Source organism: Brevibacillus panacihumi, from assembly GCF_003710985.1.
Taxonomy (GTDB): Bacteria; Bacillota; Bacilli; order Brevibacillales; family Brevibacillaceae; genus Brevibacillus; species Brevibacillus panacihumi.
Genome location: NZ_RHHT01000072.1, coordinates 54542 through 64580, shown reverse-complemented (window position 1 = coordinate 64580; position 10039 = coordinate 54542). Strand labels below are relative to the sequence as shown.

The following is a 10039-nucleotide window of genomic DNA, read 5'->3' as shown; positions in this document are numbered from 1 at the left end:
AAATATTAGCTGGTTTCCTCTCCTCCACTAAAGTCCGATAGACTCCAATTGACAAAGCATGTAAAGTCATCTACTTTATAATTAGATACATATCGAATTAGACAAGCAAAAAAACGAACAGGAGGACACCGTACGTGCAACTCGATCAACTGGTTACGTTCTACAAAGCCATGGGAGACACGACACGCATCCGCATCCTGGCCATACTGGCGAACGGTCCCTTGCATGGGCAGGCGCTGGCAGGAAAGCTCGGCGTCACTCCGCCGACGATAACGCATCACATGGCGAAGCTGCGCGAAGCCGCACTTGTCTATGAGCGACGGGATAAAAACACGATCTACTTCTACCTGCATGAAGCCAACGTTAAGAGGCTGTCACAGGCGATCGTAAACGTGCTCGAGCATGCGAAAAAAGGAACGGATGAGAGTCTTTGGGAAGAGGAAGGGAATGAAGCGAACGAAGGAGGCGGCAGGCCCTTGGTAGAAAGCTTACAGGTATTGCGAACATTTTTTACTGCCGACGGACGCTTGAAGCAGATCCCCGCCCAGCGCAAGAAAAAGCTGATCGTTTTTGAACACATGGTGCGTGGCTTGGAAAAAGGGCGAAAGTATACCGAAGCGCAGATCAACGAATACATCCGCCAGTTCCATGAGGACTATGCGACTATCCGCAGGGAATTCGTCATGAATCACTATATGTACCGCGAGGACGGGATCTATGAGCTGAATCCGGAGGAGCTGTGGGCCAAACCGTAGCATGAGCGTGAATCCCCGGAAAATAAAAAAGGACAACCGTCGGCACTGCACTCGGGTTGTCTGAAGCATTAGGATGTCACACAGGTTCATTATAGCGTAAGAAAAAGGGATTTAGCCAGAATAAACAGATGGTAAAACAGGAAAAAGCCAACCAGAAGCCTAAGGGACTGCCAATCATCTCTCGCTTTTCACTTCCTTGCGCCATGCATCTCGATAGCGAAAATAATTGCGAGAGCCCAAAAAAAGATTTACTGCAGCGACAAAAATCAGCAGCAAAGCGATCACAATGCGGATCGTATCCAGTTCTTCAAAGGTAAATTGATTGAAACCAAGCAAAGCCACGAGAATTCCCATGGAAATGTTCATCTTTCCCAGCGTCATGCGGGATTCCAGCGGATGGATTCCGCGTCTGCGGGCAGTCATGCTGTAATACACGCTGGATACCAGCGTAGCGAGAACCCCGGTCATGAAAAAGGCGTTCCACATGCGAAAGCGTCATCCTCTCTAGCAATCTTGTTCTATCCTATCAGATGACGGTCGGGAAGGCAATGAACCGATAGGGAACATTCGTTCTTGTTTTGTATCGAAAAATCTGATGAAATAAGATTGCACACGATTATGAGGGGAAAACGAAGGGGGCGGCAATGTGGCGTACCTGCAATTGACGAAAGACAATATCGATCATGAACACCTTTGCTGCGCTTTGGGTGCAAAACAATATGAGCAGGCGGTACTGGAAAAGAAGCGGTGGCTGTCGGAGCGAATGGATGAGGGATTAGTATTTTACCGTTTGAACGAACGGGCAAAGGTCTTCATCGAGTATTTGCCGGCTGAGATGGCTTGGGCTCCTGTTCAGGCACCGAATTATATGTACATTAATTGTCTATGGGTCTCCGGCAGATATAAGGACTCCGGCTACGCAAAAGCCTTGCTGCAAAAATGCAAGGAGGATGCCATTTCGCGTGGGATGGATGGGCTCGTACATATAGTAGGAGCAAAAAAACTTCCCTTTTTGAGTGAGAAACGCTTCTTTGAACATATGGGATTCAGCATCGTAGATGAAGCTCGGCCCTATTTTCAATTAGCGGCATTGCCTTTGAATGATCGTGCAGCGCCGCCTTCGTTTGCACAACAGGTAAACCAAGGAATCAGCAAGGAAAAGGGCGTTGTGATTTATTACACGGCACAATGTCCGTTCGCGGTCGGCGTCCTGGAAGATTTGCAAAAGGTAGCAGAAGGACGTGGAATCAGCTTTCGGACCGTTCGTTTGACAACGAGAGAAGAGGCGAAGCAAGCCCCAACCGTCTGGACCACTTTTGGACTGTTTTACGATGGAGAATTTGTCACACACGAAATCATGAGTGCAAACAAGTTTGAAAAATGGCTAACGTCGATGCTGGAAGAATCATGAGGTGCATGTGATTGTACGACTCGACGCTCTAGTAACGGTATAATAGAAGAACAAATAGCAAAGAGAGGAAGAGTAGACGATGAGCGCCTTTGTCCATTTGCACGTGCATACAGAATATAGCCTGCTTGATGGGGCAGCGCGAATCGATCAATTGGTGGCGCGAGCAGCGGAAATGGGCATGACAGCTTTGGCGATTACCGATCATGCCAACCTGTACGGGGCGATTCCGTTTTATAAGGCGTGCAAGCAGGCGGGGATCAAGCCGATCATCGGCATGGAAATCTACCTGACCTGTGGCAACCTTCAGGACCGGGTGAGGAATGCTCCTGCGCCAAACCACCTCGTTTTGCTTGCCGAAAGCGAAGAGGGATACCGCAACCTGCTGAAGCTGGCGACGATCGCCCATACAGAAGGAGACTACATTCTGCCGCGCGTCAACAAAGAGGTGCTGGCGCGCCACAGCAAAGGCTTGATTGCACTAAGCGCTTGCAGGCAAGGAGAGGTGTCCCGGCTTTTGCTTGAGGGCGATGCTCGTGGTGCAAGAGAAGCGGCGCTTTGGTACGCGCAGCTGTTTGGACCCGATCATTTCTATCTGGAGCTTGAGGATCACGGACTGGAAATCGAGCGAAGACTGAATACCCGCCTCGTCAAGCTAAGCGAGGAGACCGGCATTCCCCTGGTGGTGACCAACAATGTCCATTACGTCCGGCAGCAGGATCACATCATCCACGATACTTTGCTTGCGATCGGAGAGGGCAAAACCGTCGGGGAAGAAAATCGTCTGCGCTACGAGACGGATCAGTATTACCTGAAAAGCGCGGAGGAGATGGCAGCCTCCTTTGCTTATGCGACTGATGCGTTAGTCCGCACAGTCGAGATCGCTGAGCGCTGTTCACTGGAGCTTGTCTTCGGGGAGCATATTTTGCCGGAATATCCGTTGGCGCAAGGGGAGGATCCGACACATTTTTTGCGTCAGCTCTGTGAAAAGGGCTGCTTGGCACGGTACGGCGAGATCAGCCCGCAAATCAGAGAGCGCCTGGAGCATGAGCTGTCGATCATCACGCGGACAGGTTTTACCCACTATTTTCTGATCGTCTGGGATTTTATGCGCTACGCCCATGAGAACGGGATTGCCACCGGACCTGGACGCGGCTCTGCAGCAGGCAGTCTTGTCGCGTATGTCTTGAACATTACCAATGTCGATCCGCTGCGCTACAATCTGCTTTTTGAACGCTTCCTCAATCCCGAGCGGGTGACGATGCCGGATATCGACATTGATTTTTCCGTAGAACGAAGAGATGAAGTCATCCACTATGTAGCCAATAAATACGGACATGATCGCGTCGCGCAGATTATTACGTTCGGGACCATGGCTGCCCGGGCAGCGGTGCGCGATGTTGGGCGAGCATTGGGTCTCTCCCTGGGGCTGGTCGATCGGGTAGCGAAAATGATCCCGCAGTCGCCAGGCATGACCATCGACAAGGCCATGCAGATCAATCCTGACATCGGCAAGCTGTGTGCCGAAAACAAGCAGGCAGCCCGGCTGATCGAAGCTGCCAAGGGAGTGGAAGGACTGCCGCGACATGCTTCGACCCATGCGGCGGGGGTTGTGATCTCGCGCGATCCGCTAACGCACTATGTCCCTCTTCAGACCGGACACGAGGGACTCGCCCTGACGCAGTATCCGATGGAGATCCTGGAGGAAGTCGGCCTGTTGAAAATGGATTTTCTCGGCTTGCGCAACCTGACCATTATCCAGGAAACGCTGCGGCATATTGAACAGCAGGGGGTGCGCCTCGAGCCGGACAAGATCCCGACCGACGACGCTAAGACCTTCCAGATGATCTCGCAGGGAGAGACGACAGGCATCTTCCAGCTTGAGTCTGCCGGCATGCGCAACGTTCTGCGCGAGCTGAAGCCAACTGACCTGGACGACATTATCGCCGTTCTCGCCTTGTACCGTCCCGGACCGATGGAGATCATCCCGCAGTACATCGCTGCCAAGCACGGGGAGAGCAAAGTCTCGTACGCCCATCCCGTACTGGAGCCGATACTCAAGGAAACACACGGTTTCATGATCTATCAGGAGCAAATTATGCAGATTTCCTCGACGCTGGCGGGCTTTAGTCTGGGCGAGGCAGATATTTTGCGCCGTGCCGTCGGCAAGAAAAAGCGCGAGCTGCTGGCGGAGCAAAGGGAGAAATTCGTTGCCGGCTGCGTCAGACAGGGATACGGAGCAGAACTTGGCCACGAGATCTACGATTTGATCGTTCGCTTTGCCGACTACGGCTTCAACAAGGCGCACTCTGTCGCCTACGCCATCATCTCCTACCAGATGGCGTACCTGAAGGCCAACTATCCGCTTGCCTTCATGGCTGCCCTGCTCTCCCTGTCGATCGGAAGCCAGAACCGGATCGCCGAGTATACGGAAGAAGCGCGGCGCTTGAAGCTTCCTGTCCTTGGTCCCGACGTGAACAAAAGCGAGGCGTTTTTTACGGTGGAGCAGGAAGCGATCCGTTTTGGGCTCGCGGCTGTGAAAAATGTCGGCTATGGCGCGATCGAATCCATCGTCAAGGAGCGGGTGCATCGACCGTACCGGGATGTCTTTGATTTTTGCGCCCGTGTGGACGGCAGACTGGTCAACCGCCGCGTGGTGGAGTCGCTGACACTTTGCGGGGCGCTCGATTCCTTGCCGGGACATCGCAGCCAGGTTCTGGTCCTGCTCGATGAAGCAGTCGGGAAGGCCAACAGCAAGCGGATTGAGCGGGATGCAGACCAGATGAATCTCTTCGCGGGAGACGAGAGCGGGGCGACGGTGCGAAAGCCGTCGGAATATCCCGAGGTTCCTCCGTTTTCCCGTTCCCAGCAGCTTCAGGAGGAACGCGATTTGCTTGGCGTCTACCTCTCGGGTCATCCCCTGGATCAATATGCTCATCTGTATAGTCGGCCAGAAGTGGCAGCGATCGCTTCCCTGGCAGAGCTGCCCCGCGACAAGACGGTCAAGGTGTTCGGCATGGTCGCGCATGAACGGCGCATCCAGACAAAAAAAGGCGATCCTATGGCCTTCGTCACCTTGGAGGACAAGACGGCACAGGTAGAATTGGTCGTCTTTCCACAGGTCTATGGCAAATACGCGGATCTGCTGGTCAAGGAACGCATGCTGATCGCCGAGGCCCGCATCGACCATCAGGACGATACCGTCAAGCTGCTCGCCTCCCGCTTCTGGGATGCGGATGCGCTCCCCAAAGAAATGCCCAAGCCTTCGACAGAGTCGGTGCTTTTTGTCAAAATCGCTCCCGAGCAGGAGCAGGATTCGACGTTGCAGCAGCTTCACCGGCTGTTTGTCGAGAAAAAAGGAACGATTCCTGTGATTTTGTACTACGAAGGAAAAAGGCAGACCCTTCGCTTGCCGGACGACACTCGGGTGGACGCAGATGAGTCATTTTTGGAGAAAGCGCGAGAAATTGTGGGTTCTGACAGCGTAATTCTGAAAGAATTGCCTAAAAATAAGGGAGGATGAACCATGTCCTCTCTTTTTTGCTCTTTTCAGCAACTTTACAGGACAACGGGTTTTGCTATAATGGGAACATAATCAAAAAAGTGGTCAGACCACTTCTATTGGTGAATATGGATAAGCGGTTTTTTCACAACTTACGAAATGACAAAAAGAAAAACACGAAATGGAGTGGTTATGATGTCTAATCTCAGAGAGGAAGCATTGGAGCTGCACAGATTGAATAAAGGGAAGCTGGAGGCAGTTACAAAGGTTCCGGTCCGCAATGCCCGCGATCTTAGCCTGGCTTATTCCCCTGGCGTAGCAGAGCCGTGCAAAGATATTTTTGACGACAAGTCCAAAGTGTATGAATACACCATGAAAGGCAATCTGGTCGCAGTAGTCAGCGACGGAACAGCAGTGCTCGGTCTGGGCAACATCGGACCGGAAGCAGCAATGCCCGTTATGGAAGGAAAGGCAGTATTGTTCAAATCTTTCGCCGGCGTGGATGCTTTTCCGATTTGCCTGAACACGAATGACGTAGACAAAATCGTAGAAACAGTCAAATTATTGGAGCCTACCTTTGGCGGGGTCAATCTGGAAGACATCGCTGCTCCTGCTTGCTTCGAAATCGAGGAGCGCTTGAAAAAAGAGACCAACATCCCGATCTTCCACGACGATCAGCACGGTACGGCGATCGTGACCGCTGCAGGTTTGATCAACGCTTTGCGTGTGGTTGACAAGAAGCTGGAAGAGATTCGCGTCGTAATCAATGGCGCAGGCGCTGCCGGTATCGCGATCATCAAGCTGCTGGTTTCGATGGGCGTGAAGGACGTCATCATGTGCGACACCAAAGGTATCGTTTACGAAGGCCGTACATTTGGTATGAATCCGGTCAAAGAAGAAATGGCGAAAATCACAAACCGCAGCAAAATGGAAGGCAACCTGGAAGATGCGCTGAAGGACGCAGACGTATTCATCGGGGTATCCGTAGCAGGTGCTGTGACTCCTGAGATGGTTCGCTCGATGAACCGCGATCCGATCATCTTCGCGATGGCAAACCCAAATCCAGAGATTATGCCGGACGATGCAAAAGCGGCTGGAGCCGTTGTCGTCGGTACGGGTCGCTCCGACTTCCCGAACCAGGTCAACAACGTCCTCGCGTTCCCGGGAATTTTCCGCGGTGCATTGGATACGCGTGCGACCATGATCAACGAAGAGATGAAACGCGCAGCTGTATACGCGATCGCCGATCTGATCTCTGCAGAAGAGCTGTCGGCAGATAAAGTCATTCCAGGGCCGTTCGACCCGCGTGTCGCGCCAAATGTCGCTGCGGCTGTCGCAAAAGCGGCGATGGAGAGTGGAGTAGCACGGATCACAGTCGATCCAGAGGCTGTCAAAGAAAAAACCAAAAAACTGACTGCGATTTCCTATCAGGAAGTGTAAAAGCAGGTCAGACTCCTATGCTTGCCATGCGAGCTGTATGCGGCTCGCCGAGGTGCAGGCGACAGAAGATCTAGTGAGGAGGATTCAGGGTGCTCGACTCTTCCCAAGAGCGAAAGGTGTACGAGGAGATTCTCCTGCACATCCATCAGATTGTACAGGAGCGCAACTTGCGGGTTGGCGACAAGCTTCCGTCCGAACGGGAGCTGTCGGAGCTATTAGGTGCAGGTCGTTCTTCCGTAAGAGAGGCGTTGCGCGCCCTGGAGCTGCTCGGATTGATCGAGACGCGCCGGGGGGAAGGCACTTTTCTCAAGCATTATCGGCATAATCGTTTGATCGATATCCTCGGTTTTTTCATTCTGCAGGATGGCAAGTCCAAGAAGGATTTGATCGAGATGCGCAGAATGTTGGAGTTGGACGCAGTTCGTCTGGCGTGCCGTCGTGCGACGGATAAGCATTTTGAGGAAATGGAGCGGATCCTGGCTGCTGCCGAGGAGCGGGTAGAGCGCGGAGAGGTTCCCGCGGAGGAAGATTACCAGTTCCATCGTGTAATCTGCCGATCGAGCCGCAACTCGATTCTTCACCGCATCTGGGCGCCGCTGGTTGAATACAGCAACAGCGTACGCGTCGAATCACTGTCTCGAGAGGGCAGGGCGAAGGCTGCGCTGCAGGAGCATCGGGAGATCATGGCTGCAATCCGTGCGGGAGATGTCCAGGTAGCTGTAGAGAAAATGAGGCATCATTTGGAGAACAGCAAGCTGTGATTTCCCCCATTTGCGACTTGCGTTTGGGCTGTGATATGATGATCCAGACCTGTATTGGAGGATGAAGGAGGAAGCCAGCATGTGGACGGTCATCTACATCGCTCCTAGCGCAAAAATAGCAGAACGGATACAGCAACGTTTGACAGATGAAGGATTCCTGGTCAAGGTTCGGGAGGCGAAGGTTTCCAAGCAATTCGAGATTCTCGTCCCCGAAAGCGAGCTTCAAGAGGTCCAGGATGTACTTGGCACGATCCTTCACTGAAGAGAAAGGTGGGGTGCAAAGGTGCTGAAAGACCTTTTCGGCAAAAAGCGAAAATTTGCTACCGTCCCATCGGAAAACCTCACACGTGTCCCCGCTTCTGGCGATCAGGCCAAAGAAGCGGGCGTACGTGAGAAGGAAGTTCCTGAGGGACTGATGAATAAATGCCCGCACTGCGGGACCATTCACTACTCCAAGGACTTGGAGAAGAACCTGCGCGTATGCAAAGGTTGCCAGTATCACTATTCCATATCAGCTCCGGAGCGTCTGGCCTTGCTGCTGGATGACGGCGTGCTGACAGAAGAATTTGATACGGATTTGATCACCTCCAATCCCCTCGGCTTTCCGGGCTATCTGGAGAAGCTGGAGCAGGACATGGCCAACACCAATCTGAACGAGGCGGTCGTGACCGGAGAAGGCTTGCTCGAAGGCAACCGCATTGTCGTCGGAGTGATGGATTCCCGTTTCCGCATGGCGAGCATGGGCTCGGTCGTAGGAGAAAAAATCACGCGTGCAATTGAGCGGGCGATCGACCGTCGACTGCCCTTTATTTTGTTCTCTGCTTCAGGCGGAGCGCGGATGCAGGAAGGTGTCCTCAGTCTGATGCAGATGGCCAAGACGAGTGCGGCATTGGCCAAGCTGGACCGGGAGCGGTTGTTGTACATCTCCGTCCTGACCAACCCTACATTTGGCGGTGTGTCGGCAAGCTTTTCCTCGCTGGGCGATTACAATATCGCCGAGCCGGGTGCGATGATCGGGTTTGCTGGCCGTCGTGTGATCGAGCAGACGATTCGCCAGGAGTTGCCGAAAGACTTCCAAACCGCGGAATTCTTGCTGCAAAACGGACAACTGGACATGGTTGTTCACCGCAAGGAAATGCGCAGTACGCTGGCAAAGCTGGTTGAGATGCACACGTCAACGCCACGGGAAGGAGTGGAAACATGGCAGGAGAGCTCCCCTTTGAAAAGCCTCTCGTAGAATTGCACGACAAGATCAAGGAATTGCGCCGCTTCACCGAGGAGAAGGGCATTGATTTCTCCGACGAAGTGAAGCGCCTGGAACAAAAAGCGAAGGAATTGGCCGATCAGATATACGGCAATCTCACGCCTTGGCAGCGCGTACAGCTTGCGCGCCATCCCGAACGGCCGACTACCCTGGACTATATTCAGCTTCTCTTTACGGACTTCATGGAAATTCACGGCGACCGTCTGTTCGGTGATGATCAGGCCATCGTCGGCGGAATTGCGAGATTGGATGGCCGTCCGGTGACGATCATCGGGAACCAGAAGGGGAAGGATACGAAAGACAATATCCGCAGAAACTTCGGAATGGCCCATCCGGAAGGCTATCGCAAAGCCTTGCGGATCATGGAACAGGCAAACAAGTTTGGCCGCCCTATCATCTGCTTTATCAACACATCCGGCGCGTATCCGGGGAAAGCGGCAGAAGAGCGGGGGCAAAGCGAGGCGATCGCGCGCAACCTGCGTCAGATGGCTACTTTTGGCGTGCCGATTATCTGTGTGGTCATCGGAGAAGGAGGCAGCGGCGGCGCATTGGCGATCGGTGTGGGCAACCGCGTCTTCATGCTGGAGAATTCCTATTACTCCGTGATCGCGCCCGAGAGTGCGGCGGCGATTCTCTGGAGAGATTCGAGCCTGGGCATGCGCGCGGCAGAAACCATGAAGATCACGGCCCCCGATCTGCTGGAGCTGGGTGTCATCGACGGAATTATCCCGGAGCCTTTTGGCGGCGCCCATCGCGATGTAGCCATGCAGGCTGACGCGGTGAAAAAGGTCCTGCTGGAACAACTGGAACAGCTCAGCCAATTGTCTCCGGATGAATTAGTACAGGATCGTTATGAAAAGTTCAAACAGATTGGTGAGTACGCCTCCCTGTAATCGGCAGGGGGCGTTT

9 protein-coding genes are annotated in these 10039 nt (G+C 53.3%); 8 read left to right on the top strand and 1 reads right to left on the bottom strand.

The annotated features are described in order from the left end of the window. Positions 1–134 precede the first annotated feature (134 nt). Positions 135–755, top strand: a complete 621-nt coding sequence (locus EDM58_RS23725) for a DUF2087 domain-containing protein (protein WP_122915517.1) — start codon at positions 135–137, stop codon at positions 753–755. Between the two features lie 174 nt (positions 756–929). Here EDM58_RS23725 and EDM58_RS23720 read toward each other — a convergent pair whose 3' ends face one another. Then, the gene (locus tag EDM58_RS23720; RefSeq protein ID WP_122915516.1) at positions 930–1241 is read right to left on the bottom strand and encodes a YtpI family protein; all 312 of its coding nucleotides are present in this window, start codon (positions 1239–1241) and stop codon (positions 930–932) included. A 160-nt stretch (positions 1242–1401) separates the two neighbouring features. Between EDM58_RS23720 and EDM58_RS23715 the strand changes: the two genes are divergently transcribed. The 7 genes from EDM58_RS23715 (at position 1402) to accA (ending at position 10023) form a co-directional block, all read left to right on the top strand. Next, the gene (locus EDM58_RS23715) at positions 1402–2166 is read left to right on the top strand and encodes an N-acetyltransferase (RefSeq protein ID WP_122915515.1); all 765 of its coding nucleotides are present in this window, start codon (positions 1402–1404) and stop codon (positions 2164–2166) included. 79 nt (positions 2167–2245) lie between these two features. Further along, positions 2246–5686 (top strand): DNA polymerase III subunit alpha, encoded by a 3441-nt coding sequence (locus EDM58_RS23710; protein WP_122915514.1) that lies wholly within the window; start codon positions 2246–2248, stop codon positions 5684–5686. A 174-nt stretch (positions 5687–5860) separates the two neighbouring features. Continuing rightward, positions 5861–7105, top strand: a complete 1245-nt coding sequence (gene ystJ, locus EDM58_RS23700) for an NADP-dependent malic enzyme (protein ID WP_122915512.1) — start codon at positions 5861–5863, stop codon at positions 7103–7105. Between the two features lie 89 nt (positions 7106–7194). Continuing rightward, entirely contained in the window at positions 7195–7866 is a 672-nt protein-coding gene (locus EDM58_RS23695) for a FadR/GntR family transcriptional regulator (protein WP_122915511.1), read from the top strand. Positions 7867–7945: 79 nt separating this feature from the next. Then, positions 7946–8128: a hypothetical protein gene (locus tag EDM58_RS23690; RefSeq protein ID WP_023555854.1), complete on the top strand. Its 183-nt coding sequence runs from the start codon at positions 7946–7948 to the stop codon at positions 8126–8128. Positions 8129–8149: 21 nt separating this feature from the next. Beyond that, positions 8150–9103, top strand: a complete 954-nt coding sequence (gene accD / locus EDM58_RS23685; protein WP_023555853.1) for an acetyl-CoA carboxylase, carboxyltransferase subunit beta — start codon at positions 8150–8152, stop codon at positions 9101–9103. Further along, positions 9067–10023, top strand: a complete 957-nt coding sequence (gene accA, locus EDM58_RS23680) for an acetyl-CoA carboxylase carboxyl transferase subunit alpha (protein WP_122915510.1) — start codon at positions 9067–9069, stop codon at positions 10021–10023. The genes accD and accA overlap by 37 nt, the downstream gene beginning before the upstream one ends. The last annotated feature ends 16 nt before the right edge of the window (positions 10024–10039 follow it).